This is a genomic window from Sphingomonas sp. S2-65 (assembly GCF_021513175.1).
In the GTDB taxonomy this organism is placed as follows: domain Bacteria; phylum Pseudomonadota; class Alphaproteobacteria; order Sphingomonadales; family Sphingomonadaceae; genus Sphingomonas.
Genome location: NZ_CP090953.1, coordinates 3,741,091 through 3,765,797, shown reverse-complemented (window position 1 = coordinate 3,765,797; position 24,707 = coordinate 3,741,091). Strand labels below are relative to the sequence as shown.

Annotated in this window: 28 protein-coding genes; 16 read left to right on the top strand and 12 right to left on the bottom strand. The window is 65.8% G+C overall.

Annotation, left to right across the window (positions count from 1 at the left end; genetic code table 11):
- Positions 1-14 precede the first annotated feature (14 nt).
- The gene (gene glmS / locus LZ586_RS17920; RefSeq protein WP_235077651.1) at positions 15-1,838 is read right to left on the bottom strand and encodes a glutamine--fructose-6-phosphate transaminase (isomerizing); all 1,824 of its coding nucleotides are present in this window, start codon (positions 1,836-1,838) and stop codon (positions 15-17) included.
- Position 1,839: 1 nt separating this feature from the next.
- Complete coding sequence (glmU, locus tag LZ586_RS17915) at positions 1,840-3,192, bottom strand: bifunctional UDP-N-acetylglucosamine diphosphorylase/glucosamine-1-phosphate N-acetyltransferase GlmU (RefSeq protein WP_235077650.1); 1,353 nt, start codon at positions 3,190-3,192, stop codon at positions 1,840-1,842.
- A 69-nt stretch (positions 3,193-3,261) separates the two neighbouring features.
- On the opposite strand from glmU, the gene LZ586_RS17910 reads away from it, so the two are divergent.
- Entirely contained in the window at positions 3,262-3,957 is a 696-nt protein-coding gene (locus LZ586_RS17910) for an HAD-IA family hydrolase (RefSeq protein ID WP_235077649.1), read from the top strand.
- A complete protein-coding gene (locus LZ586_RS17905; protein ID WP_235077648.1) occupies positions 3,954-4,745 on the top strand; it encodes an SDR family NAD(P)-dependent oxidoreductase in 792 nt (263 codons plus the stop codon). The genes LZ586_RS17910 and LZ586_RS17905 overlap by 4 nt, the downstream gene beginning before the upstream one ends.
- 9 nt (positions 4,746-4,754) lie before the next feature.
- Here the strand turns inward: LZ586_RS17905 and LZ586_RS17900 are convergent, their stop codons facing one another.
- The 4 genes from LZ586_RS17900 to LZ586_RS17885 are packed head-to-tail and all read right to left on the bottom strand — an operon-like array spanning position 4,755 to position 7,285.
- Positions 4,755-5,762, bottom strand: coding sequence for a nucleotidyltransferase family protein (locus tag LZ586_RS17900; protein WP_235077647.1), 1,008 nt, complete (start codon positions 5,760-5,762; stop codon positions 4,755-4,757).
- Complete coding sequence (locus tag LZ586_RS17895) at positions 5,759-6,619, bottom strand: HprK-related kinase A (RefSeq protein WP_235077646.1); 861 nt, start codon at positions 6,617-6,619, stop codon at positions 5,759-5,761. The genes LZ586_RS17900 and LZ586_RS17895 overlap by 4 nt, the downstream gene beginning before the upstream one ends.
- On the bottom strand, positions 6,607-6,858 hold the full coding sequence (locus LZ586_RS17890; RefSeq protein WP_235077645.1) for an HPr-rel-A system PqqD family peptide chaperone: 252 nt from the start codon (positions 6,856-6,858) through the stop codon (positions 6,607-6,609). The genes LZ586_RS17895 and LZ586_RS17890 overlap by 13 nt, the downstream gene beginning before the upstream one ends.
- A 37-nt stretch (positions 6,859-6,895) precedes the next feature.
- Positions 6,896-7,285 carry a hypothetical protein gene (locus LZ586_RS17885; RefSeq protein ID WP_235077644.1) on the bottom strand — a complete coding sequence of 130 codons (390 nt, stop codon included), beginning with the start codon at positions 7,283-7,285 and terminating at the stop codon, positions 6,896-6,898.
- Positions 7,286-7,367: 82 nt separating this feature from the next.
- Between LZ586_RS17885 and LZ586_RS17880 the strand changes: the two genes are divergently transcribed.
- The 9 genes from LZ586_RS17880 to LZ586_RS17840 all read left to right on the top strand — a co-directional run bounded on the left by LZ586_RS17880 (position 7,368) and on the right by LZ586_RS17840 (position 16,270).
- The gene (locus LZ586_RS17880; protein ID WP_235077643.1) at positions 7,368-8,576 is read left to right on the top strand and encodes an ATP-binding protein; all 1,209 of its coding nucleotides are present in this window, start codon (positions 7,368-7,370) and stop codon (positions 8,574-8,576) included.
- A 52-nt stretch (positions 8,577-8,628) separates the two neighbouring features.
- Complete coding sequence (locus tag LZ586_RS17875; RefSeq protein ID WP_235077642.1) at positions 8,629-9,681, top strand: substrate-binding domain-containing protein; 1,053 nt, start codon at positions 8,629-8,631, stop codon at positions 9,679-9,681.
- Between the two features lie 10 nt (positions 9,682-9,691).
- Complete coding sequence (gene pstC, locus LZ586_RS17870) at positions 9,692-11,068, top strand: phosphate ABC transporter permease subunit PstC (protein WP_235077641.1); 1,377 nt, start codon at positions 9,692-9,694, stop codon at positions 11,066-11,068.
- On the top strand, positions 11,061-12,386 hold the full coding sequence (gene pstA, locus LZ586_RS17865; RefSeq protein WP_235077640.1) for a phosphate ABC transporter permease PstA: 1,326 nt from the start codon (positions 11,061-11,063) through the stop codon (positions 12,384-12,386). Before pstC ends, pstA begins: the two co-directional genes overlap by 8 nt.
- Positions 12,386-13,153, top strand: coding sequence for a phosphate ABC transporter ATP-binding protein PstB (gene pstB / locus LZ586_RS17860; protein ID WP_235077639.1), 768 nt, complete (start codon positions 12,386-12,388; stop codon positions 13,151-13,153). Before pstA ends, pstB begins: the two co-directional genes overlap by 1 nt.
- A complete protein-coding gene (gene phoU, locus LZ586_RS17855) occupies positions 13,153-13,842 on the top strand; it encodes a phosphate signaling complex protein PhoU (RefSeq protein WP_235077638.1) in 690 nt (229 codons plus the stop codon). Before pstB ends, phoU begins: the two co-directional genes overlap by 1 nt.
- An 11-nt stretch (positions 13,843-13,853) precedes the next feature.
- Positions 13,854-14,546 carry a phosphate regulon transcriptional regulator PhoB gene (phoB, locus tag LZ586_RS17850; protein ID WP_235077637.1) on the top strand — a complete coding sequence of 231 codons (693 nt, stop codon included), beginning with the start codon at positions 13,854-13,856 and terminating at the stop codon, positions 14,544-14,546.
- A gap of 76 nt (positions 14,547-14,622) precedes the next feature.
- The gene (locus tag LZ586_RS17845) at positions 14,623-14,979 is read left to right on the top strand and encodes a hypothetical protein (protein ID WP_235077636.1); all 357 of its coding nucleotides are present in this window, start codon (positions 14,623-14,625) and stop codon (positions 14,977-14,979) included.
- Positions 14,980-15,145: 166 nt separating this feature from the next.
- Positions 15,146-16,270, top strand: a complete 1,125-nt coding sequence (locus LZ586_RS17840) for a hypothetical protein (RefSeq protein ID WP_235077635.1) — start codon at positions 15,146-15,148, stop codon at positions 16,268-16,270.
- A gap of 39 nt (positions 16,271-16,309) precedes the next feature.
- Here the strand turns inward: LZ586_RS17840 and LZ586_RS17835 are convergent, their stop codons facing one another.
- Both LZ586_RS17835 and epsC read right to left on the bottom strand, forming a co-directional pair.
- Positions 16,310-16,645, bottom strand: a complete 336-nt coding sequence (locus LZ586_RS17835) for a DUF2794 domain-containing protein (RefSeq protein ID WP_235077634.1) — start codon at positions 16,643-16,645, stop codon at positions 16,310-16,312.
- Positions 16,646-16,683: 38 nt separating this feature from the next.
- On the bottom strand, positions 16,684-17,367 hold the full coding sequence (gene epsC, locus LZ586_RS17830; protein WP_235077633.1) for a serine O-acetyltransferase EpsC: 684 nt from the start codon (positions 17,365-17,367) through the stop codon (positions 16,684-16,686).
- Positions 17,368-17,521: 154 nt separating this feature from the next.
- Between epsC and LZ586_RS17825 the strand changes: the two genes are divergently transcribed.
- The 4 genes from LZ586_RS17825 to LZ586_RS17810 all read left to right on the top strand — a co-directional run bounded on the left by LZ586_RS17825 (position 17,522) and on the right by LZ586_RS17810 (position 21,741).
- A complete protein-coding gene (locus tag LZ586_RS17825; protein WP_235077632.1) occupies positions 17,522-18,301 on the top strand; it encodes a sulfite exporter TauE/SafE family protein in 780 nt (259 codons plus the stop codon).
- 127 nt (positions 18,302-18,428) lie between these two features.
- Positions 18,429-18,992, top strand: coding sequence for an alkyl hydroperoxide reductase subunit C (gene ahpC, locus LZ586_RS17820; protein WP_235077631.1), 564 nt, complete (start codon positions 18,429-18,431; stop codon positions 18,990-18,992).
- 142 nt (positions 18,993-19,134) lie between these two features.
- The gene (gene ahpF / locus LZ586_RS17815; RefSeq protein ID WP_235077630.1) at positions 19,135-20,712 is read left to right on the top strand and encodes an alkyl hydroperoxide reductase subunit F; all 1,578 of its coding nucleotides are present in this window, start codon (positions 19,135-19,137) and stop codon (positions 20,710-20,712) included.
- Between the two features lie 129 nt (positions 20,713-20,841).
- A complete protein-coding gene (locus tag LZ586_RS17810) occupies positions 20,842-21,741 on the top strand; it encodes a hydrogen peroxide-inducible genes activator (protein WP_235077629.1) in 900 nt (299 codons plus the stop codon).
- A 36-nt stretch (positions 21,742-21,777) separates the two neighbouring features.
- Here the strand turns inward: LZ586_RS17810 and LZ586_RS17805 are convergent, their stop codons facing one another.
- Genes LZ586_RS17805 through pgsA form a run of 3 tightly spaced genes read right to left on the bottom strand, consistent with a single transcriptional unit; the run spans position 21,778 to position 23,017 of the window.
- On the bottom strand, positions 21,778-22,215 hold the full coding sequence (locus tag LZ586_RS17805; RefSeq protein WP_235077628.1) for a molybdenum cofactor biosynthesis protein MoaE: 438 nt from the start codon (positions 22,213-22,215) through the stop codon (positions 21,778-21,780).
- A complete protein-coding gene (gene moaD / locus LZ586_RS17800) occupies positions 22,212-22,463 on the bottom strand; it encodes a molybdopterin converting factor subunit 1 (protein ID WP_235077627.1) in 252 nt (83 codons plus the stop codon). Before moaD ends, LZ586_RS17805 begins: the two co-directional genes overlap by 4 nt.
- A complete protein-coding gene (gene pgsA, locus LZ586_RS17795; protein ID WP_235077626.1) occupies positions 22,463-23,017 on the bottom strand; it encodes a CDP-diacylglycerol--glycerol-3-phosphate 3-phosphatidyltransferase in 555 nt (184 codons plus the stop codon). The genes moaD and pgsA overlap by 1 nt, the downstream gene beginning before the upstream one ends.
- Before the next feature lie 115 nt (positions 23,018-23,132).
- Between pgsA and LZ586_RS17790 the strand changes: the two genes are divergently transcribed.
- Complete coding sequence (locus tag LZ586_RS17790; protein WP_235077625.1) at positions 23,133-24,425, top strand: MFS transporter; 1,293 nt, start codon at positions 23,133-23,135, stop codon at positions 24,423-24,425.
- Here the strand turns inward: LZ586_RS17790 and LZ586_RS17785 are convergent.
- A complete protein-coding gene (locus LZ586_RS17785) occupies positions 24,422-24,589 on the bottom strand; it encodes a hypothetical protein (RefSeq protein ID WP_235077624.1) in 168 nt (55 codons plus the stop codon). The two genes, LZ586_RS17790 and LZ586_RS17785, sit on opposite strands and share 4 nt — an antisense overlap.
- Positions 24,590-24,707: the final 118 nt, after the last annotated feature.

Here is a 24,707-nt window from a genome sequence, read left to right as displayed (position 1 = left end):
GCGCGCCCGGATCCTTATTCGACGGTGACCGACTTTGCGAGGTTGCGCGGCTGGTCGACGTCCGTGCCCTTCGCCACGGCGACGTGGTAGGCAAGCAGCTGGACCGGGATCGCATACACAAGCGGCGCGATCAGCGGATGAACCTGCGGCATCTCGATCGTCGCGACCGCGTCTTCGCCTGCCTGCGCCAGCCCTTCGGCATCCGAGATGAGCACGACGCGGGCGCCGCGGGCCTTGGCTTCCTGCATGTTCGACACCGTCTTCTCGAACAGCGGACCCGAGGGTGCCAGCACGATCAACGGCACCGAATCGTCGATAAGCGCGATCGGCCCGTGCTTCATCTCGCCCGAGGCATATCCCTCGGCATGGATGTAGCTGATCTCCTTGAGCTTCAGCGCGCCCTCCAGCGCCAGCGGGTAATCGGGACCGCGGCCGAGATAGAGCACGTCGCGCGCCGAGGCGATAGTGTGCGCCATCGCCTCGATGTCGGCATCGTGCGCGAGCGCGGCGTTGATGGCGGCCGGCGCCTCGATCAGGTGACCGACGATCTCGCGCTCTTCCTCGCCCGACAGCTTGCCCTTGGCACGCGCCAGATTGACCGACAGCGCAGCCATGACCGCAAGCTGGCAGGTGAACGCCTTGGTCGAGGCGACGCCGATCTCCGGGCCAGCATGAGTCGAGAGCAACAGGTCGACTTCGCGTGCCATCGAGCTGGTCGGCACGTTGATGATCCCGGCGGTGGTGACGCCGTTCGCCTTCATGTGACGGAGCGCCGCCAGCGTGTCGGCGGTTTCCCCCGACTGGCTGACCACCACGCCAAGCGTGTTCGGCAGCAGCACCGGATCGCGATAGCGGAATTCGGAGGCGACATCGACTTCCACCGGCAGCCGGGCAAAGCGCTCGATCCAGTATTTGCCGATCATCCCGACATAGCTGGCAGTGCCGCAGGCGACGATCACCACGCGCTCGACCGTGGACAGGTCGAAGCTCATGTCCGGCATAGCCACCATCTGCTCGAGCGGGCGAATATAGGATTGCAGCGTCTGGGCGACCACGACCGGCTGTTCGTAGATCTCCTTCTGCATGAAGTGGCGGTGGTTGCCCTTGTCGATCAGCGCAGCGGAGGCGCCCGACTGGACGATCGGGCGCTCCACCGCCGCATTCGACTGGTCGAATATCTCGATCGCGTCGCGCGTCAGGACCGCCCAGTCGCCCTCTTCCAGATAGACGATGCGCTGGGTCAGCGATGCCAGCGCATGCGCGTCCGACCCAAGGTAATTCTCACCCTCGCCATACCCGACGGTCAGCGGTGCACCCAGCCGCGCGCAGATCAGCAGGTCGGGTTCGTTCTTGAACAGGAACGCGACGGCGAACGCGCCGTGCAGCTGCGGCAACACCGCCGCCACTGCGTCGCGCGGGCTCTTGCCGCCTTCCAGCTCGCGGCTGACGAGATGCGCCACCACTTCGGTGTCGGTCTGGCTCAGGAACGTGCGCCCCTCGGCGATCAACGCGTCGCGGAGCGGCTTGAAATTCTCGATGATGCCGTTGTGCACGATCGACACGTCGCCGACGATGTGCGGATGGGCATTGTCCTCGGTCGGCGCGCCGTGCGTCGCCCAGCGCGTATGGGCGATGCCGGTCGTCCCGGGCAGCGGTGCTTCGATCAAGCGCTTGCCCAGATTGACCAGCTTGCCCTCGGCGCGGCGCCGATCGATCGCTCCGTCATGAAGGGTGGCGATGCCGGCCGAATCATAGCCGCGATATTCGAGCCGCTTCAGCCCTTCGAACAGGCGATCCGCAACGGCTTCCTTGCCCAGGATCCCGACGATTCCACACATGTTACTTCGCTGCCTTCCTGGCTTGCATCACTTCACGGAATTTCCTGGCCCAGCCCGGCTTGGCCGTTTGCGGCGCCCGCGTCATGCTCAGCGCATCGGCTTCGACATCCTGCGTCACCACGCTGCCGGCCGCTACGATCGCACCGTCGCCGATCCGCACCGGCGCCACCAGCGCGCTGTTCGAACCGATGAATGCACCTTCGCCGATATCGGTTCGCTGCTTCAGATAGCCGTTATAGTTGCAGGTTATCGTGCCCGCGCCGATGTTCGCGCGCGCGCCGATCCGCGCATCGCCCAGATAGGTCAGATGGTTGGCCTTGGCACCCGCCTCCAGCACCGCATTCTTGGTCTCGACGAAATTGCCCACTCGGGCACCCTCGCCGACAACCGTGCCTGGGCGCAGCCGCGCATAGGGTCCGATGTCCGCGCAGGCAGCGACCTTCGCGCCTTCCAGATGGCTGAAGGCGTGGATGGTAACGCCGTCGCCGATCTCGACCTTGGGCCCGAACACCACATTGGGCTCGATCGTCACGTCACGGCCAAGCACCGTATCATGTGCGAACCACACGGTGTCGGGCGCCGTCAGACTGGCGCCGTCCGCCATCGCACGCGCGCGCCTGGCGTGCTGCCATTCAGCTTCCACAGCCGCCAGTTCGCCGCGGCTATTGACGCCGGCGACCTCCGCCGCGTCGGTCTCCACCACTGCCGAGCTGCGGCCATCCTGTGCTGCCAGCATGACGAGGTCGACCAAATAATATTCGCCTGCCGCGTTGGCGTTGGTCACGCGGGCAAGCAGGCCGAACAGGTCGGTCGAGCGCACCGCCATCAGCCCGGAGTTGCACAAGGTCACGGCCCCTTCTTCGGGCGAGGCGTCCTTGAACTCGACGATCCGCCGAAAACCGCCATCGGCGTCGACGATCAGCCGGCCGTAGGCGGCGGGATCGGCGGGACGGAAACCAAGCACTACGGTCGCTGGCATGTCGGGTTCATGCAGCCGGTCGAGCATCCGGCGTAACGTGGCCGCAGACACCAGCGGCACGTCGCCATATAGGATCAGCACGTCGCCGGTGAAATCCGACAGCGCCGCCTGTGCCTGAAGCACCGCATGCCCCGTGCCCAATTGCTCGACCTGCTCCACGATCTCGGCACCGAGTGGCCGCACCGCTCCCTCGACCTGCTCGCGCCCGGCGCCCACCACGACGATCGTTCGCGCGGGATCGAGCGAGGCGACGCTGTCGATCAGATGCAGCAACATCGGCCTGCCCGCGATCGGGTGCAGCACCTTGTGCGTGTCGGACTTCATCCGCGTACCCTTGCCCGCGGCAAGGATGATTGCGGCGATCGGTGATGTCATGGCCCCTCCACCCGCTGCCCTGCCACGGGAAGCTTGCCATTTCCATAGGGTTGCTGCCAGGCACGCGCCATGACCGGCTTCGCCTTCGACATTGTCGGGTTCGATCTCGACGGCACGTTGTTCGACACCAGTGCCGACCTTGCCGGCGCGTTGAACCACGCGCTTCAACAGCTTGGGCGACCGGATCTGCCGCTCCCCAAGGTGAAGACGCTGATCGGCCAGGGTACGCGCCACATGCTGGCGCTGGGCCTGGAGGCGACGGGCGGCTGCACGCCTGATCTCCTGAATCGATCCTATCCCGCGCTGATGCGGTTCTACGAAGCGCACCTGACCATGCAGACCGAGCCCTATCCCGGGCTTGCCGAGGCGTTGGAGGCACTGATGTCCGCCGGCGTGGCGCTGGCGGTGGTGACCAACAAGGCGGAGCGCCTCGCGACCGAGCTGTTGGAAGCGATGGGCGTGGCGCATGCGTTCGCGACCGTGATCGGCGGAGACAGTCTTGGGCCCGGCACCGCCAAGCCCTCCCCTGTTCCCCTGTTCGAGATGATCAAGCGGTGCGGCGGCGGGCGCGCGGCGTTCGTCGGGGATTCACGCTTTGATATAGAGGCTGCGCGTAGTGCCGGCGTGCCGAGCATCGCGGTAAGCTTCGGCTTCCTGGGCGATGGCGTGCATGCGCTCGGCGCGAACGCCGTCATCGATCATTTCGTTGAGCTTGTGCCGACGCTCGTGCGTTTGGGGGAGCCGAACCACAGGAGCATTGCATGACCAACGGACGACCCCGCGCGCTGGTGACCGGCGCTTCCGCCGGCATCGGCAAGAGCTATGCCGAGCATCTGGCACGCACCGGCCACGATCTGGTGCTGGTCGCGCGGCGCGCCGACAGGCTGGAGGATCTCGCCCGCGAGCTGGCGGACGCTACCGGGGTAGAGGCGGAAATCCTGCCTGCCGACCTGGGCAGCGATGCGGGCGTGGCCGCGGTCGTCGCGCGGATTGAGCAGGGCGGTGTCGACATGGTGGTGAACAACGCCGGCTATGCCTCACGCGGGCGTGTCGCCGAGCTGGATCCTGACGCGCTAGAGACGATGCTGCGAGTCAATGTCCTTGCGCTCAGCCGGCTTTCCGCTGCCGCGATGAAGTCGATGATCGCTGCTGGGCGCGGCACGATCATCAACGTGTCTTCGGGCACGGTGTTCATGCAGATTCCAGGCAATGCCGGATATGGCGCGTCCAAGAACTACGTGATGGCATTCACGCGCCACATGCAGGCCGAGGCGGAAGGCACGGGCGTGCGTGTGCAATTGCTGGTGCCAGGCGTGATCGCCACCGATTTCCACGAAGTCGCCGGAAACGCGATCGAGAACTTCCCACCCGAACGGGTGATGCGGGCCGATGACCTGGTGGTCGCCTCGCTGCGCGCGCTGGAGATGGAAGAGCCGGTGTGCATCCCGTCGCTGCCCGATATTCGCGACTGGGACAATTACGCCGCCGCCGAGGCACTGGTGGCAAAGAACTGCTCCCGAGACAGGACGGCGCCGCGCTATCACGGCGCCTGAGCTGTAAGATCAGCCAGGCGCGTGGCCCTTGCGCCACTTGGTCACGAGGTGGCGGGCCAGCATGGCCGGGGGCATGCGAAGGGCATGGCCGCGCATGTAGAAGGCGAGCCTAGTGAGGCGCCGCGTCGGCCTGCCCCAGCCGTCGCGCGCCAGCAGCCGGTGACGGTATAATGCGTCCTGGGTGGTCCAGCCGCGCCATTCCTCGGGAACCGCAGTGCCGTAGAGCCGGTGCGCCTGGCGCATCGCCCTGGCCACCGCGGGCGCGAGGCCGTGCAGGCGCGCCCGATCGTGGAGGCCTGCGGTACCCCACTCCTCGACCAGGCAGTGGATGTCCCACAGGTTGCGCAGCCCGCCCGCGAGATCGCCATCGGCGAACAGGTGAGCGGCGGCGTGGCACAGCACATCCGGCGGCGAGAGCATCCGCAGCTCGCTTCCCAGCGCGACGCTGTCGGCGATCAGCGCCTCGGCATCCGGCGTGATCCGGGCGGTGAGCGGGAGGATGGTGTGATGAACGTCGATCATGCGGTCGCGCTCGCGGTGGATCAGCGGCGGCAACTCGTGCATCCAGCGGCGATAATAGGCATCGTCATAGGCGTCCGGCTTCACCCACTCCCAGCCGGCGGCGAGCAGCGCCGCCTCGGCTTCGCCGATCCGCGCGTGCGGAACGAGGATGTCGAGATCGCCGATCGAGCGCCCTACCCCCGCCGACAGGCCCGCGGCGACGAACGCCGTGCCCTTGAGCAGGATCACCGCTATGCCGACGGGCGCGAGCGCGCGGCGGGCCATCTCCGCTTCCCACAAGGCGGCGGTGCGGCCCTGCTCGGCCGAGTGCCGGGCCTCTTCGAGGATCCTGGCCACGGGCGCCGGGACGGGCATGCCGTGCAGGCGGTAGCCGAGCGTGCCGATGAGCTGCTCGGCGCGGGCGATGGCGAGCAACGCGGTCCATTGCGCAGGAGACAGGCCGATCGTGGATACCGGCTCCCGTAGCGCCCCGACGAGAAGAGCGCCGCTGGTCATAGGGCGCTCCACAGCCGTTCGACCTGGGCAAGCGCGGTGGCAGTGTCGGGATAGTCGATGGCGCGTGCCGGCACGGTGCGGACCAGGTCGGCAAGCGCAGTGAAGCCGCGCTCGGTCAGGGCGACATAGTTGGTCGACGCCTGGGTAAGGCGGACGAACACTTCGCTGGGCAGTACTTCGCGTTCGCCGGCTTCGAAACCGAAGCTCGGGAACAGCAGCAAAGCCGGCACCGCTGGGCGCGCCATCGCCGCGATCGCCGCCGCATCTGGCACCAGGTGCCGGATCGTGCCCTTGGGCGTTCCCTCGAGAAGCGGGCCGAACCGCGCCTTTGGCAATGCCCGTTGCGCTACCCTGATCGCTTCGTTCTTCAGGCTGATCAGCCGCGGGAAGCCGTGCACCAGTCCCGTGTCGGGATCGATCAGCGCGAACTCGTCACCCATCAGCCTCCAGCCGCGCGCCATCAGCAGTGCCGCGAGGGTCGACTTGCCCGCCCCCGACAGGCCGGTCATCAGCAATGCCTTGCCGCCGCGTTCGACCGCCGAGGCATGCAGCAGAAGATAGCGGCGCTGGCCGAGCGCCATCTGCAGGTTCATTCCCATTTCCGCCGCCAGCAAGCCCTGGGCGAGCGGCAACGGCGCGGCGCCCGGCATGACGAAGTCGCCGCCGATGTGCACCGCCGGCCTCAGCACGCGGCGCCACGGGCGAGCGGCGAACAGGTGGACGTTGAAATCGGGAATGCCATCCTCGGGTGCGGGATAGTCGCGGTACAGATCCTGGAGCGCGGCGATCGGCTGCCGCCAGTCGCTCCCGACCCGGAACCCCACCGGCCCGATGCGCAACTGCGTCACGTGGCGCACACGCGCTCCACCAGCCCCGCGATTACCAGTTCCTCAAGCCGCGCCTCTAGTGCCGCGCCGTCGGCATCGATCAAGGCAAACCGGTCGGCCATTCGCGCCAGCAGCGCCGGTGCGGTCAGCGCCTCGTCACCGAGTTCCTGCAATATCTCGGGCACCGGCGCATCCACGACATGCGTGATTCCGGATGCTCGGTGGTATATCAGGGTAAGCGCATCGAGCGGGACGACCCGAAGGGTCACCTCGCGCGCGGCGCGATAGGCGGGAGGCGGCACGGCGTCAGCCGCGTGGCATCTGCAGCGACGCGAAGCACGTGAAGCCGCTGGTGCCCGATTGCAAGCGGCGGATATAGTTGGTGTAGGCGCGGCTGCGGTCGTAATCCGCCCCCGGCAAATTGCCCCCCGCGAGCGCGCGCTGAACATCCTCCGCCTTGAAGGTGCCGCTTGGCGGCGGGAACGCGCCTGGCGTTCCGGCGGGGACCAGCGATCCATCCGCGGCGATGTAGCTGCCGGCACGGCCGGGATCGGGCACCGGGATCTCGCAATTGGTGATCGACGCACTGGTCTGCGCCAGCGCCGGGCGTATCGACACGATCGCCGATGCACCTGCCGCGCCGAGCATCAATGCGCGGCGGCGGGTCGTCTCGGATCCTTGCGGTTCGTCGGCCATAGGACCTTGTTCTGCACCCGCGCGTCTTTCGCAATCGTAAATCATCGCTCGCTTGAAGACGGAGTTGCGGTAGAGCATGCCGATGCCCGTGTTCTTTGGATTGCGTTCCTTCCTCGCCATCGCGCTGGTCGCGCTGGGCGCACTCGCCAGCCTGTTGATGAATGGGGACGCGCAAGGCGGCTTGATCGTGCTGGTCTGCGGGGTCGCGGCGGTGCTGGTGGCATCGGGCGCCCATGACGACGCGCCGACCGCCATCGTGGCGGCGCCGGCAGTGCCAGCGGCGGTACAGGCCCCGCAGCTTGCGGCGGTGATCGAAGCGATCGCCGAACCGCTGTTGGTCATCGCCGACCACCATGTCGAAGCCGCGAACCAGGGCGCGCGCGAGCTGCTGGGGCAGCACATACTGGGCGAGGACGTGCGAGTCGCGATCCGCCATCCCGCCGCGGCCGAAAGGTTGATGGACCCGCAGGACGGCGCCAATGGCGGCCCGATCCACCTGGTGGGCCTGGGCGCGCGCGAGCAGCGCTGGGAGATGCGGATGCGCAATCTCGATGACGGCAGGCGCGTCGTTCATCTGATCGACCGCACCGGCAGCTACGCCGCCGAACGGATGCGCGTCGACTTCGTGGCGAATGCCAGCCACGAGCTGCGCACCCCGCTCGCGTCGCTGCTCGGCTATGTCGAGACTCTCGCCGACGAGGCCGGCGACGATCCAGAGATCCGCGGGCGGTTCCTCAAGATCATGTTCGGCGAGGCGCGCAGGATGCAGCGGCTGATCGACGACTTGATTTCGCTCAGCCGGATCGAGGCGGAAAAGTACCGCGCACCCAACCAGTCCGTGAACATGGGCGATCTGGTCGGCCAGGTCTGTCAGGAACTGTCGGGCAGCCCGCGTGCGGCGGACGTGGTGACGCAGATCGGAGACGTGCCGCCCATCCGCGGCGACATGACGCAGCTGAGCCAGTTGCTCCACAACGTCATCGGCAACGCCATGAAATATGGACGCGAAGGCACGCCCGTGACGGTTACGCTGATCCCGGACGGCACGTCGATGGTTCGCCTGACGGTTACCGACGAGGGCGAAGGAATTCCGGCGCAGCACCTGCCCCGCCTAACCGAGCGTTTCTATCGCGTGGATTCCGGGCGCAGCCGATCGCTGGGCGGCACCGGTCTGGGGCTGGCGATCGTCAAACATGTCGTAGAGCGGCACCGCGGCCGGCTGGACATCTCCAGTGTGGTGGGCAAGGGCACGGCCGTGACCATCCTTCTTCCCCTGCAGTCCGTGTCATAAAGGCGTAACCGTGTTGCAAGACAGCGCATCCGGCGAGGCATTTGTTCGACTCGTGCTTCGAAATGGGGGAACGGCGATTATCGGCAGGCTGGCACTGATAGCGGGCGCGCTCGCGCTGACCGCTTGTGGCAGCAACACGGCGCGGGAAATCCGCGTCGTCGGCTCCTCCACCGTATATCCCTTCACCACCGCGGTGGCCGAAGCGTTCGTGAACCAGGGCGGCGGCCGCAAGGCGCCGGTAGTGGAATCGATCGGCACTGGCGGCGGCATCGCGCGGTTCTGTGCCGGCGTGGGCTGGGAGTTCCCCGACATCGCCAATGCCTCGCGGCGCATCAAGAAGTCGGAATATGCCCTGTGTCAGCGCAACGGCGTCGGCGAGATCTTGGAAGTGCAGATCGGCATCGACGGCGTGGCGATCGCCGAGGCGAAGAACGGCCCCAATCTGCGTCTCAGCAAGCGCGACCTGTACCTGGCGCTGGCCGCGAACCCGAACGGCCAGCCGAACCGCGCGCGTACCTGGCGCGACGTCAATTCGGCGCTGCCTGCCCTTCCCATCCAGGTCATGGGCCCACCGTCCACCAGCGGCACGCGGGACGCTTTGGTCGAATTGATCCTGGCACCCGGCTGCGTGGAGGCGGATCCGCAAGCCAAGGCGCTCAAGGCGCAGACCAATCAGGCCGCGTTCGAGGAGCGTTGCAAGCGCATCCGCGACGACGGACCCTATATCGACAAGGGCGAGAACGATAATCTGATCGTCCAGGGTCTTGCCGCCAATCCCAATGCGCTGGGCGTGTTCGGCTATTCCTATCTGGAGGAAAATGCCGATCGGCTGCGCGGTGCGCCGGTCGACGGTATCGCCCCCACGGCGCAGACGATTGCCTCTGGCGAGTATCCAGGTGCCCGCCCGCTATACCTTTACGTCAAGAAGCGGCATCTTCGCGCGGTTCCTGGCCTGTCAGACTTCCTGCAGCTGTACACCAGCATGTGGAACCCGGGCGGCAGGCTGGCCTCGCGGGGCCTGATCGCCGCTCCCAACGCAATTCGCGCGCGGGCCGGTCAGGTGGTCGCGCAGCGACTGGCGTTGAACCCAGCCGACCTGCATTGAGATCGCTACCGTGAACGCACTCGCCCTCCTCTTCCTGATTGCCGGCCTTGGCCTGATCGGCTGGCTGACCGCGCGTGCGCGCGCCGCCGGATTCGATCGCGGCGGAGCCAAGCGCCTCCACTCGCTGCCGGCACAGCATGGCTTCTTCGTTGCGATCTGGGTCGTGCTGCCGGCGCTGCTGTTCGTTGCGGCCTGGAGCGCGGTCTCGCCTACGCTGGTGAAGCAGGAAGTGCTCGAACACCCCGCAGCCGCGCAGCTGCCCCAGTTCGATTTCGAGCGTGACGCGCTGCTGGCCGAAGCCAGTCGGGTTGCCGACGAGCCAGGCGCCACCGCCTTCGATCCCGTCGCACAGCAACTGGTGGCGCCGACCCGGATCGCGGAGACGCGCTACGCGTGGATCGGCACTGCAATCGCCATCCTGCTCGCCTTTGCCAGCGGCGCCCTCGCCTTTACCCGCATTCGCGCCAACTTTCCGGCCCGGAGCCGCGTCGAGCGCGGCGTGATGCTGGTGCTGCTCGTAGCTTCGCTCATTGCGATCCTCACCACCCTGGGGATCTTCCTGTCGCTGCTGTGGGAGTCGCTGCGGTTCTTCGGACAGGTATCGATCACCGACTTCCTGTTCGGCACGCATTGGAGCCCGCAGGTGATCGATCCGGCCCGGCCCGGCAAGTCGCTGGGTGCGGTGCCGCTGTTCTGGGGCACCTTCTTCATCGGCGCGGTGATCGCGATGATCGTGGCGATCCCGTTCGGCCTGATGAGCGCGATCTATCTCACCCAATATGCCGCGCCAAAGGTGCGGCGCTGGATGAAGCCGATCCTCGAGATCCTCGCGGGCGTTCCGACCGTCGTCTATGGCTATTTCGCGGCGCTGACGGTTGCGCCGGCGGTCCGCGACCTCGCCGTCGCGCTCGGCTTTCCCTATGCCAGTTCCGAAAGCGCGCTGGCGGCCGGGTTGGTGATGGGCGTGATGATCATCCCGTTCGTATCGTCGATGGCCGACGACTCGATCGCGGCTGTGCCCACTGCGATGCGGGACGGAAGCCTGGCGATGGGGGCGACCACCAGCGAGACGATCTCCCGCGTGTTGATCCCGGCCGCGTTGCCCGGGGTGGTGGCCGGTATATTGCTGGCCGTCAGCCGCGCGATCGGCGAGACCATGATCGTGGTGATGGCCGCGAGCGGTGCCGCGAATATCACGCTCAACCCATTCGAGAGCGCGACCACCGTCACCAAGCAGATCGTCGATCTGCTGACCGGCGAGAGCGAGTTCGACAGCCCCAAGACACTCGCTGCGTTCGCGCTTGGCCTGACGCTGTTCGTGATCACGCTGATGCTCAACATCGTCGCCTTGCGCGTCGTCAAGCGGTACCGGGAAGCGTATGAGTAGCTCGCTGATCCCCCAGTTGCCGATCGAGGGCCACGAGCCCGCGGAGCGTGCACCGACCGACTGGAAGACGCAGTCGATGCAGCGGCGCATCCGCAGGCGGTATGCCGCGGAGCGCCGGTTCCGCTTCTTCGGGCTGGCGGCCGTGGTGCTGTCGGCTGCGTTCCTGGCTTTCCTGCTCGTCACGATGATGTCGCAGGGCTGGCGTGGGTTCACGCGCACCGACATTGCGCTGCCGATCGACTTCCGGGCGAGCGGCGTCACCGTGGAACGCGCGCAGCTCCAGACCGCAGGCGCGGATCTGGCGCTGGCGGGCGCCGGGCTGGAGAACGCAGTCAAGGGCGCGGCCGTGGCGGCGTTCGGCGATGGCGGCGAGGACTTCATCTCCGAAAGCGCATGGGTGGCCGTGCGCGATACGATCAAGCACGATCCGTCGGTGCTCGACCGCACCGTTCGCATCGAGGTTCCGGCTTCCAGCGAGATCGATCAGGCCATGGCGGGACGCGGCACGCCGGAGTTGCTCGCCGCGGTCGCCAAGCTTCGCGATGCGGGCATGGTTTCCCGGCATCTCAACCTGAACTTCCTCAAGGCGTCGGACTCGACCGATCCGGTCGTGGTGGGCATCTGGGGTGCGCTCAAGGGCTCGCTGCTGACGATGCTGGTGACCTTCCTGATCGCCTTTCCCGTGGGCGTGCTCTCGGCGATCTATCTGGAAGAATATGCGTCGCGGAACCGTTGGACTGACCTGATCGAAGTGTCGATCAACAACCTCGCGGCGGTCCCTTCGATCATCTTCGGCCTGCTCGGGCTTGCGGTGTTCCTCGGCAGCTGGTCGCTGTTCGGCTACCGCTTCGGTCCGCTGCTTCCCCGCTCCGCGGCGCTGGTGGGCGGCCTGACCCTCGCCCTGATGATCATGCCGGTGATCGTGATCGCCAGCCGCAATGCGATCAAGGCGGTGCCGCCGTCGATCCGCGATGCGGCGCTGGGTATCGGCGCCAGCCCGATCCAGGTCGTCTTCCATCATGTCCTGCCGCTGGCGATGCCGGGTATCCTGACGGGCACGATCATCGGCATGGCGCGCGCGCTGGGCGAGACCGCTCCCCTGCTGCTGATCGGCATGCGCGCGTTCATCGTGACGCCGCCTTCGGGCCTGACCGATCCGGCCACCGTGCTGCCCGTTCAGATCTTCCTGTGGTCCGACGAAGTCAGCCGTGGCTTTGTCGAGAAGACCAGCGCCGCGATCATCGTGCTGCTGGTGTTCCTGCTCGCCATGAACGGCATCGCCATCTATCTTCGCAACAAGTTCGAGACCCGCTGGTGATGACCGACGTTCCGCATAAGATGACCGCACGCGACGTGAACGTCTTCTACGGCGAGAAGCAAGCCGTGAAGAACGTTTCGATCGACATCGACATGGACCGCGTGACGGCTTTCATCGGGCCTTCGGGCTGCGGCAAGTCGACCTTCCTGCGTACCCTGAACCGGATGAACGACACGATCGGCAATGCCCGGGTCGAAGGGCAGATCACGCTGGACGGCGAGGACATCTATTCGCCCGACATGGACGTGGTGCAGCTGCGCGCGCGGGTCGGCATGGTATTCCAGAAGCCGAACCCGTTTCCCAAGTCGATCTTCGAGAATGTCGCTTATGGCCCGCGTATCCACGGGCTCGCGGCGTCGAAGACGGACCTTGAGGAGATCGTCGCGCGCTCGCTGCGCCGGGCCGGCTTGTGGGAAGAAGTGAAGGACCGGCTGCAGGAAAGCGGCACGGCCCTGTCCGGCGGACAACAGCAGCGGCTGTGCATCGCGCGGGCGATCGCCGTGGATCCCGAAGTGATCCTGATGGACGAGCCGGCTTCCGCGCTCGACCCGATCGCCACGGCGAAGATCGAGGAACTGATCCACGAGCTTCGCGGCCGCTATGCGATCGTGATCGTCACGCACAACATGCAGCAGGCGGCGCGCGTGAGCCAGCGCACTGCGTTTTTCCACTTGGGCAATCTGGTGGAATATGGCGACACCGACAACATCTTCACCGCGCCGCGCGAAGAGCGGACGAAAGACTACATCACCGGAAGGTACGGCTAATGGCTACGGGCCACGAACATACCGTCAAGGCCTTCGATCAGGACATCGGCAAGCTGCGCGCGCTGATCTCGCAGATGGGCGGCCTTGCCGAGCAGGCCATCCACGACGCGATGAAGGCACTGCAGCGCGGCGACACTGCGCTCGCGAAGGAAGTCCGCAAGAAGGACAAGCAGATCGACGCGATCGAAGCGGAGATCGAAAAACTGGTCGTCCGCGTGATCGCCCTGCGCGCGCCGATGGCGGACGATCTGCGCGAGGTGATCGCCGCGCTGAAGATCGCGGCGGTCGTCGAGCGCATCGGCGACTATGCCAAGAATATCGCCAAGCGCGTGCCGATGATCCACACCGAGGGCGAAGACCGCATCGAGGCGATTTCGATCCTTCCGGCGATGGCGCAGCTGGCCAGCGACATGGTGCACGACGTGCTCGATGCCTTTTCCGCGCGCGACGCCGAGGCCGCGGCAGCGATCTGCGAGCGCGACACCGCGCTGGACGATTTCTATGACTCCATCTTCCGGACGCTCGTGACCTTCATGGTCGAGAATCCCCGCACGGTCAGTCAGGTCGCCCATCTGCTGTTCGTCGCGAAGAATTTGGAGCGGATCGGCGACCACGCCACGAACGTCGCTGAAATGGTCTATTTCGCCGCTACCGGCCGCTATCTTGCGGACGAAGCGGCTGCCGGCTGAGGAACTTCGACATGGCTCGAGTGAACATGCTGCTGGTCGAGGATGACGCGGCGATCGCCGAACTCGTCACCTGGCACTTCAAGCGCGAGGATTACGAGGTCAAGCACACCCCCGATGGCGAGGAAGCGCTGTTGCTCGCCAAGGAAGCGGCCCCCGACATCGTTCTGCTCGACTGGATGGTCGAGGGCTTGTCGGGCATCGAGGTGTGCCGGCGCCTGCGCCGTATGCCGGAGACCGCCAACATTCCGATCATCATGCTCACCGCGCGCGGCGAGGAAGAGGACCGAGTGCGCGGGCTCGAGACCGGCGCCGACGATTACGTCACCAAGCCGTTCAGCCCGCGCGAACTGGTCGCACGGGTCGGCGCGGTGCTGCGCCGGGTGCGCCCTGCCCTTGCCGGCGAGGCGCTGACCTATGCCGACATCGAAATGGACACGGTGGGGCACAAGGTTCGCCGTGGTGGAGAGGTGATCTCGCTCGGGCCGACCGAGTTCCGCCTGCTCAAGCATTTCCTCGAGCATCCGGGCTGGGTATTCTCGCGGGAGCGGCTGCTCGACGCGGTGTGGGGTCATGACTCGGACATCGAGTCGCGCACGGTCGATGTGCACATTCGGCGGCTGCGCAAGGCGATCAACAATGGTGACCGCCCCGACATCATCCGGACCGTGCGTTCGGCAGGCTACTCCCTGGATGCGGGGAACTGAGGGAGCCATCGGGCCAGTTCTGAGTTGGTTGCATGGGTGCGCATGCGTACCCGCCAACCGATTCAGGAGAAGCTCGATGAAGCTTATCGCACTCGCAGCCGCGCTCGCCATGGGCGGCGTGGCCGTCGCACAGGATGCGCCGCAGACGACCTCAACGACTGCAACGCCGCAGGATCAGACGCAGTCGACCACGGCTCCGACTGACACGACGGACACCGCCACCGATACGGCGCCGACGACGGGCACGACCGATGCCGGCACGGCGAGCGACGCCGCAGCCCCGACGGATAGCGCGGCCGCCCCTGCCGGCGCTCAGAATGCTGCGCCGACCATGGGCGCCACAACGAGCACGCCGGCACCCGCTGCCCAAACCTCCTATCCGCTCTGCTCGCGCACCGTGAAGGACCAGTGTCGCCAGCGCGGCGGTCGTTGATCTTCGCCTAGCGAACAATAAGCACTTCCAAGAAGGCGCTCGTCGAAAGGCGAGCGCCTTCTTCAATCAACTTGGACGGCTGACAGCAGCAGCGCTCGGCTAAGAGATTTAGTGTATTGTGCCGGTGATACACTGCGGCTAGGCTTCCTGTGAAGGAGGACTACCGATGTACAGCGAGACCGATCTCACTAGCGCCATCGACGCCGGCATCTTTACCCCCGAGGCTGTGAGCCGATTCCGCAGCCATGTCGCCTTGCACCGAGCGACACCCAGCGCCGACGAAGAATCGTTCAGGCTGCTGACGGGGTTCAACGACATCTTCGTGTCGATCGCGGCGATCCTGCTGCTGGTCGCGGTCGGCTGGATCGGCTTTCAACTGGGAGGCGCGCTGACCGGCGTCGACCTCGATGCAGTCTCGTCACCCGACGAGTTCGGCCTCCCTGCTGCGCTCGGCGCTTTCGGAGTGGCGGGCGCAAGCTGGTTGCTTGGCGAATACTTCACCAGGCGACGCCGCATGGCATTGCCCAGCATCCTGCTGCTGATCGGGTTCGCGGGTGGCATGTTCATGGGGTTCGCGGCGCTGCTGGGCGCGTTCGCGCCTTCGGTCGCCGAACAGCTTGGGCTGATCGATCCGGAGCAGCAGAAGCAGCTTGCAGGCGCCGGAGTGATCGTCGTCGGCGTGCTTACCGCTGGCGCCGCTTGGTTGCACTGGCGGCGCTTCATGGTGCCGATCACGATTGCAGTGGGCGCTCTGGCGGTGGTGTCCGTGGCGGTCGGGGCGATCCTTGCGGCCTTGCCTGATGCGCGCGGCGCATTGAACGTCATGCTGCTGGCCGCGGGAGTGCTGGTGTTCCTGTTCGCCATGCGCTGGGATATGTCGGATCGGGAGCGCACGACACGCCGCTCCGATGTGGCGTTCTGGCTGCACCTCGCCGCGGCGCCGCTGATCGCCCATCCGATCTTCCATATGCTCGGCGTGCTGAACGGCGACATCAGCCCTGGCATCGCAGTGTTGGTGATCGCCCTGTACCTGGCCTTCGCGTTCATCGCGCTGGCAGTCGACCGGCGCGCGCTGCTGGTGTCCAGCCTCGTTTATGTGCTCTGGGCCATGTACGCGCTGTTCCAACAGTCAGGGGCGGTCGAACTGGCGGCGGCCCTCACGGCGCTGGTGATCGGTTCTGCGCTGCTCAGCCTGTCCGCCTTCTGGCAGCCGATGCGCCGCACGGCAGTGCGCCTGCTCGGCAGCTTCGAGGACCGGCTCCCACCGACGCGGCAGGCGGCGATCGCCTGAAGTCGCGAGCCGCGCAGTGCGAGCTGCGCGGCTTAGCCATCACTCCACCAGTTTCATGAGCCGGCGTTCGACCGGGGCGAGTATGGGGCCAAGCTCGTGACCACGCTTCAGGATCATGCCGGCTTCGTTGACCAGCGCCCACATCCCCTGGCGGTTGCGCAGCGACGGCCGCTTCTCGATGCGGAACTCGGGCCGCTCGGCGGCCCGGCGGAAGGCGGCGAAGATCGCGGCGTCGGCGTCGAGCTGGATCGCATAATCCTTCCAGTGACCTGCCGCCACCATGCGGCCGTATAGGTCGAGGATGCGGTTGAGCTCGGGTCGGTCGAAGCCGACCTGCGAAGGCCGCCCGACCGGCAGCGGGGTTACGGTTCCCATCGACACGAAGGTAGTAAGGCGCACCTCGGCCCGCAAGTTCAGCCGATGTTGCGGCGGTCTTCGTCCTTGGCCTCGATCATCGCATCCAGCCGCTTGCGCAGCGTCTCGATCTCACAGCGCATCAACTCTAGCTTCTGCGTAGAAGGATCGAACACCTCGCTGCACGGCGTGCCATAGGGCACGAAGTCCTTCTGCCAGGTGCCTGCCTCGATCAGGGTCGGCTTGGCGGGGATGCCGACCATCACGGCACCCTCCGGCACGTCCTTGGTCACAACAGCATTGGCGCCGATCCGGGCGCGGGCGCCGACGTCGATGGGCCCCAGCACCTGCGCCCCCGAGCCGATGATCACCCCGTCGCGCAAGGTCGGGTGGCGCTTGCCCCCTACCCCATTGTCGGGGCTGGTGCCGCCCAGCGTCACGCACTGGTAGATGGTGACATTGTCGCCGATGTCGGCAGTCTCGCCGATGACGACGAAGCCATGGTCGATGAAGAAGTTGCGGCCGATCCGGGCGCCGGGATGAATGTCGATCGCCGTCATCCAGCGCGACCAATGATTGACCAACCGGGCGAGAAAGAACCAGCGCCCGCGGAACAGCCGATTGGCGATACGGTGGTATCCGACAGCCCACACGCCCGGGTACAGCAGGATCTCCGCGCGGCTGCGCGGGGCCGGGTCGCGCGCCCGGATGGAATCAATATATGCCGCCAGACGCTGGAACATGGCCGGTCCCCTTTAGTTGCGGCTATCTAGTCGCTCGCGCCGGTGAATTCCAGAAGCGCCGATCCAGGGCTTGCGCGCGCTAAACACTATCTGTCTTGTAGGAGATCGACGTGCCCGGCATCCCAGAGCGTGTAAAACCATTACGAGGCGCTGAATGTTCGCGGGCGTAACGATTACCGAGCTTCTTCCCTATGTCGCAGCAGGTTTCGCCGCCCAGCTTGTCGATGGCGCGCTGGGCATGGCCTTTGGCGTGATCTCCAGCACGTTGCTGGTAAGCGTGCTGGGCGTGGCGCCGGCCACTGCATCCGCCGGAGTGCATGTCGTGGAGACCTTCACTACCGGCGTGTCGGGCATCAGCCATGTGCTGCATCGCAACGTGAACTGGAAACTGTTCGGCCGGCTGCTGATCCCCGGCATCATCGGCGGGGTGCTCGGCGCCTATGTGCTGACGTCGCTCGACGCATCGGTCACGCGTCCTTTCGTGATGGGTTATCTCGCCTGTATCGGGCTCTACCTGTTGTTTCGCGCCGCGCGCTTTCCGCCGACCCAGCGCGAGCCGAAAATCGTCGAGCCTCTGGGGCTGGCCGGCGGCTTCCTGGACGCAGCGGGAGGCGGCGGCTGGGGACCCGTAGTGACCAGCAACCTGCTGGTGCAGGGCGCGCAGCCGCGAACGACCATCGGCACAGTGAATACGACCGAGTTCTTCCTGACGCTGACGATCTCCGCAACCTTCCTCTACCATATCGGCACGGAGGGCTTCACCCCGGAGTTCTGGCATCCTGTGCTCGGGCTGCTGATAGGTGGTGTGGTCGCCGCACCGTTCGGCGCGTTCTTCGCCAAGCGGGTGCCGACGCGCGTTCTGTTGTTGCTGGTGGGAATCGTGCTGACCTTGACCAGCTTGTACAGCCTCTCCCGGGCGATCGGCTGGATCTAAACCAACCAGCAAACGCTTCGGTCATTGGTAAAATCGATCAGTGCGACCGGACCAATCGGTTTTGCATTGCAGCAAATCGTGCCTATATCCCGCTTCGAACCAAACACCCCTACCGGAGAATTATTGCATGGCGCTTATCGGAAGCACGCTGAAGCCCTTCACCACGACGGCATATAAGCAGGGCAAGTTCGTCGACGTGAGCGACGCGGACGTGCGCGGCAAGTGGGCCGTGTTCTTCTTCTACCCCGCAGACTTCACCTTCGTTTGCCCGACCGAACTGGAAGACCTGGCCGACATCTATCCGCAGCTGCAGAAGATGGGCGTCGAGGTTTACTCGGTGTCGACCGACACTCACTTCAGCCACAAGGCATGGCATGACACCTCGCCGGCGATCGGCAAGATCGACTATTTCATGCTCGGCGACCAGAACCACGTGCTCGCCAACAACTTCGACGTTCTGCGTGAAGGCCAGGGCCTGGCCGACCGCGGCACCTTCGTCGTCGATCCCGAAGGCGTGATCCAGCTGGTCGAGATCACTTCGGAAGGCGTCGGCCGGAACGCGACCGAGCTGCTCCGCAAGATCAAGGCTGCACAGTACATCGCCGCGCATCCGGGCGAAGTGTGCCCCGCGAAGTGGGAAGAGGGTGAAGAGACCCTGGCCCCGTCGCTGGACCTGGTCGGCAAGATCTAAGGCGCCCTCCCCTCCCCCCTTGTGGGGGCGCCCAATGGCGGGCCGGGGTGGAGAGTCCCTCCCACCCCGGCCCGTTTTTTATTGAGTGGACCACACCGGCGACGCCGGAGCCGCTCGATTGAGTACACAGGAGTTTTCTCGCATGCTCGACGCAAATCTGACGCAGCAGCTCAAGGCCTATCTCGTGAACATCCGCGAGCCGATCGAGCTCGTCGCCAGCCTTGGCGATGATGCCAAGTCGCGCGAGATGGAGAAGCTGCTGAACGACATCGCCGCGCTGTCCGACAAGATCGCCGTCGTTACCGGCGCCGACAAGCGCGTGCCAAGCTTCATGATCCGCCGCACGGGCACCGATATCGGCGTCCGCTTCGCCGGCCTGCCGATGGGCCATGAGTTCACGTCGCTGGTGCTCGCGCTGCTCCAGGTCGGCGGCCACCCGTCCAAAGCGGCGCAGGACGTGATCGACCAGGTCAAGAACCTGGCCGGCGACTATGAGTTCGAAACCTATTTCTCGCTCAGCTGCCAGAACTGCCCCGACGTGGTGCAGGCGCTGAACCTGATGGCGGTGCTCAACCCGCGCATCAAGCACACCTCGATCGAAGGCTCGCTGTTCCAGGCCGAAGTCGAGGCGCGGCAGATCATGTCGGTGCCGACGGTATACTTGAACGGCGAGCCGTTCGCGTCGGGCCGGATGGAGCTGGAGCAGATCGTCGCCAAGATCGACACCGGCGCCACTGCGCGCGCCGCCGAGAAGATCGCGAACAAGGACCCGTTCGAGGTTCTGGTGGTCGGCGGCGGCCCCGCCGGCGCGGCAGCGGCGATCTATTCGGCGCGCAAGGGCATCCGCACCGGCATCGCCGCCGAGCGCTTCGGCGGCCAGGTTCTCGACACCATGTCGATCGAGAACTTCATCTCGGTGCCCCACACCGAGGGTCCGAAGCTGGCCGCGCATCTGGAGCAGCACGTCAAGGATTATGACGTCGATATCATGAACCTGCAGGCGGCGGCCAAGCTGATCCCGGCCAAGCGCGAAGGCGGGCTCCACGAAGTGGTGCTGGCCAATGGCGCAAGCCTGAAGGCGCGCACCGTGATCCTCTCGACCGGCGCTCGCTGGCGGCAGATGAACGTGCCGGGTGAGGACGAATATCGCAACAAGGGCGTGACCTATTGCCCGCATTGCGACGGTCCGCTGTTCAAGGGCAAGCGCGTCGCCGTGATCGGCGGCGGCAATTCGGGCGTCGAGGCGGCGATCGACCTGGCCGGGCTGGTCGCGCATGTGACGCTGATCGAATATGACAGCCAGCTGCGTGCCGACGCGGTGCTCCAGCGCAAGCTGGGCTCGCTGCCGAACGTCAAGATCATCACCTCGGCGCTGACCACCGAAGTGAAGGGCGACGGATCGAAGCTGACCAGCCTGACCTACAAGGACCGCAACCATGGCACGAGCCATGAGGTCGAGCTGGAAGGCATCTTCGTCCAGATCGGGCTGGTGCCGAACACCGAATGGCTGAAGGGCGCGATCGGCCTGACTCCGCGCGGTGAGATCGAGATCGACGATCGCGGCGAGACGTCGCAAAAGGGCGTCTTCGCGGCAGGCGACTGCACCACGGTGCCGTACAAGCAGATCGTGATCGCCATGGGCGCGGGATCGACCGCGGCATTGTCGGCGTTCGATTATTTGATCCGGCTGCCCGCCGAGATCGAGGCGGAGGCGGCGTAAGAGCATATACTCGGCTCTACTTGATTTCCGTCATTCCGGCCTCGAGCCGGGGTGACGGGAACTAGGTGGCCCCATTGTTCAATCGCCCCCGCAACTCTATACGGTTGATTCAATCGACAGGGACGATCAGTGGCGCAGACCTATCTTCCGACACTGAAGCAGCTGCAATATCTGGTGGCGCTGCACGATTCTGGGCATTTTGGGCGAGCGGCGGAGGCGTCGTTCGTCACCCAGTCGACGCTTTCGGCGGGCATTCGCGAGCTGGAGACGCTGATCGGCGTGGTGCTGGTCGAGCGGACAAGGCGCGTAGTGCGGTTCACGCCGCTGGGCGAGCAGATCGTCGACAAGGCGCGCCGGGTGCTGCGCGAGGCCGACGAATTGGGCGATCTCGCGCGTGCTGCTGGACGGCCGCTGTCGGGCGAGATGCGTATGAGCGTCATCCCGACGATCGCGCCCTTCCTGCTGCCACGCATCCTGCCGCGGCTGCGCAAGGATTATCCCGAACTAAAGCTGTATCTGCGCGAGGAGACCAGCGGCCAGGCTTGCGAGCAACTGCACCTGGGGCGGACCGACTGCGTGCTGCTGGCCCTGCCGTTCTCGTGCGGCGACGTCGAAGCGGCGGCGCTGTTCGACGACCGGCTGTTCGTGGCGTTCCACGAGGGCGAGATGGACCCGACGCCGATGATCAAGCCGGCCGACATCGACGAGACTCGGCTGCTGATGCTGGAGGATGGGCACTGCCTGAAGGACCATGCGCTGGCCGCGTGCAATCGGCCCGAATTGCGCGCCGAGGCGATGATGCTGGGGACTTCGCTGCACACGATGGTGCAGATGGTCGACAACGGGCTGGGGGTGACGATGCTGCCGGAGATGGCGGTGACGGCGGGTATATTGGAGCATACATCCGTCACCGCACGGCCGCTGGAGGCGGAGAATGCCGCGCGTCGGATCGCGCTGGTATGGCGCAAGGCTTCGCCCCGCGAACGTGATTTCCGATTGATGGCCGAGGTGTTGAAGCAGGCGGCCTGAGGCTGGGCAATCCTCCCCCGTGAGAGGAAGCGTTGCTTACATCCAGCGCTTCGCTGCCGCGTCGTCCGCTGTCTTCGCCTCCACCCACGTCGCATCTTCGCCGCGGCGCTCGCGCTTCCAGAACGGCGCCCCGGTCTTGAGGCTGTCGATGAGGAACGCGCAGGCGTCTAACGCCTCCCTGCGATGCAGCGCGGCGGCGGCGACGAAGACGATACGATCGCCCAGCGCCATGCGGCCGACGCGGTGAACCACGGTGGCGCCGAGCAGCGACCAGCGGGCAGTGGCGGTCTCGGCAAGCCCGGCGAGCGCGCCCTCGGTCATGCCGGGATAATGTTCGAGTTCGAGCTCAGTGACCCCGTCGTCGCCGCGGACCATGCCGGTAAAGCTCGCGACGGCCCCTGCCCCTTGTCCTTCCACCGCGGCGAGTTCGGCGGCGACGTCGATCGGATCGGGCCTGACCGCGATCCGGATCATCCGCCGGTCACCGGGGGGAAGAGCGCGACTTCGCGGACGTTGGCGAGGGGCGCGTCGAGGGGCACGAACTTCTGGTCGAGCGCCGCGCGCAGGCGATCGGGCTCGCGGAACGCCTCGGCATGGCCGGGGCTGCGCCGCGACAGCCAAGTGATCAAGTCGGCGACCGTATGGATCTCGGCAGGAGGATCGAGGCGCTCCTGGCCGATGCCGACCCGCTCGCGCACCCAGGCGAAATAGAGCAGGTCCATCAGCTGTCCATGTGCTTGAGGCCGATCCGCAGATAGTCCCAGCCGGTGATCACGGTGAGGACGGCGGCCGCCCATAGCGCGACGAGCCCGGCGGGCTCCACCCAGGTCCATTCGGGAACCGCGCCCGTGAAGATCAGTGCGCCGAGCGCGCCGAGCTGCAGCGTCGTCTTCCATTTGGCGAGACGCGAGACCGGCACAGACACCTGAATACCGCCCAGAAACTCGCGCAGCCCCGAAACCGCGATCTCGCGCGCCAAGATCACCGCAGCGGCGATGACGTGCCCGTCGGCGATGATACCCTTTGCGGCGAGCACCAGGATCACCGCAGCGACCATGATCTTGTCGGCGATGGGATCAAGGAACACGCCGAGCTTCGACACGGTCCCCTGGCTGCGGGCGAGATAGCCGTCGAAATAATCGGTGACGCCCATTGCGACATAGAGCGCGAAGGCGACGGCATAGCCGGTTGGCCAGTTCGGCCACCACAGGAACGCCACCAGCAGCGGCAGCGCCAGGATGCGCGAAAGCGTGAGGATATTGGGCAGCGTCCACATGAGCGTCGCTCTAACACCGCCGGGGCCTGAGCGGAATAAGCGTTGCTGCGGCGCCGGGGGGCCGGTATGCGCTGCCGGGTCGGGCGGAACGCCGCCGCTGTGGAGCAAGTACGGCATGATCGGTGCGCTCGGGCTGATGAAGGAGCGCCGCTTCCTCCCCCTGTTCGTGACGCAGTTCCTGGGGGCGTTCAACGACAACCTCTTCAAGAACGCGATGATCTTCTTCGCGACCTATCAAATCTTCAACTCGGTGGAGGAGGAGACGCGGTTCAGCGCGATCGCGACGGGCATCTTCATCCTGCCCTTCTTCCTGTTCTCCGCGCTCGCCGGTCAGCTGGCGGACAGCTACGACAAGGCCCGGATCATGCGGATCATCAAGGCCGCCGAGGTCGGCATCATGCTGGTCGGCGCCGCGGGCATCTTCTTGAAGAGCCTGCCGTTGATGCTGGTCGCGCTGGTGGGGATGGGCATCCACTCGACCTTTTTCGGGCCGATCAAATACGCGATCATCCCGCAGCACATGGCCGAAGACGAAGTACTGGGCGGAACCGGGCTGGTCGAGGCCGGGACCTATATCGCTATCCTGTTCGGCACGATCGCAGGCGGGTTGATCAGCCCGACCTTCGCAGCAGTCGCGGTGATCGGCGTAGCGTGCATCGGCTGGTTGGCGTCGCTCAAGATTCCCGCCGCCCCGCCGCTGACGACGCTGAAGATCGACTTCAACATCTTCCGCTCGTCCTACCGGCTGATCGCCGCGACGATGCACATCCGCCGGCTGTACCTGGCGATCATCGCGATCAGCGTATTCTGGACGATCGCCGCAGTGCTTGGCGTGCTGTTCCCGCCCTTGGTCAAGAATGTGTTCCATGCCCAGAAGGATGTGGCGAGCGTTTTCCTGGGCATCTTCTCGGTCGGGATCGCGGTCGGATCGGTGATCATCAACCGGCTGTTGAAGGGCGAGGTTTCGGCGAAATACGCGGTGGCGTCGGTGCTGGCGATGGCGGCATTCGTTGTAGACTTCCACTTCGCCGCACGCTTCTGGCCGGTGAGCGACGGCCCGCTGCTGAAGACCGCCGACTTCATCGCGCACCCGGCAGCGTGGCACGTGCTGGTCGACCTAGGGATGATCGCGATCACCGGCGGCATGTTCGTGGTGCCGCTTTATGCCTTCCTGACCACCACCGTGGAGAAGTCGCAGACCGCGCGAACGGTGGCGGCGAACAACATCGTGAATTCGGGCGCAATGGTGATCGGATCGGTCGGCATCTTCGGCATCACCAATATCCCGGGCGTCAGCGTTGCCGACTGCATGTGGGTGGTCGTCGCCTTGTGCCTGGCCTCGGCATGGTGCGCGTGGCGGCTACGTCAGGCGGAGCATGCGCCGCATGGCCCGGACGTGATTCCCTAAAGCAGGAACGTGTAGAAGCAGACGAAGAAGGCGCTGAAGCTCAAGGCAAAGAGCTTCACATCGCCATCATCGCGAGCGCGCCGCTCACGCATGACCACGCGGTGGACATGGGTGCGGAAGAGGTTGCGACGGGGGTGACCCTCGATGATCAAACGACGCTGCATGACGTGCAGTTAACGTTTTGTTTACGATTTTGGCCACTGCTGAAATCAACATCCGTGTCCAGCTTCGGAACAGCTGCGCGGTCCCAGAAACGTGCTGGAAGAGCCGGAGAGTTGACAA